At 58.6% G+C, this 525-nt stretch carries 2 pseudogenes; one reads left to right on the top strand and one right to left on the bottom strand.

The features are described from left to right. Positions 1-186: pseudogene (locus tag TR36_RS16215) on the top strand (replication-associated recombination protein A); the annotation flags it as partial. A gap of 55 nt (positions 187-241) precedes the next feature. Here TR36_RS16215 and TR36_RS16220 read toward each other — a convergent pair. Continuing rightward, positions 242-520 (bottom strand): annotated as a pseudogene (locus tag TR36_RS16220) (ABC transporter substrate-binding protein); the annotation flags it as partial. Between the last annotated feature and the right edge of the window lie 5 nt (positions 521-525).

Here is a 525-nt window from a genome sequence, read left to right on the forward strand (position 1 = left end):
GTTGAGGATATCAGCCTTGCCGACCCTACGGCGATGGGCATCTGCCTTGAGGCGTGGCAGACCTATGAACGGTTGGGATCACCCGAGGGGGAATTGGCGCTTGCAGGGGCGGTCGTGTACATCGCCTTGGCCCCCAAATCCAACGCTGTCTATACCGCCTACAAGGCGGCCCGTGCCGCTGCGCGTGTAATGTCGTATCGCCGAACAAGGCCTTCACAATCATATTCATATCGATGGCCTGCACCATGCCCTTGCGCAAATTCACATCGACCAGCGGATTATCCTCGGGGTCNGGGCGGGTATTGAAGGCAAAGGCCGGATAGTTTCCACCAAGGGCCCTTGAAACCGTCACGTTATCGTAGCTGGCCATCTGCGGTTCCTGATCGGTCGGGATATTGACCATGAAGTCGAACTCGCCCGAGACCAGCCCGGCCATACGGCCCGCAAATTCGGGAACGATACGCCATATGATCTTGGCGGCCGGCGGCGGGCCATCCCAGTAGTCATCGAAGGCTTCCATTTCCA

Origin of the sequence: Falsirhodobacter sp. alg1, from assembly GCF_000739715.2 — a bacterium.
In the GTDB taxonomy this organism is placed as follows: Bacteria; Pseudomonadota; Alphaproteobacteria; order Rhodobacterales; family Rhodobacteraceae; genus Falsirhodobacter.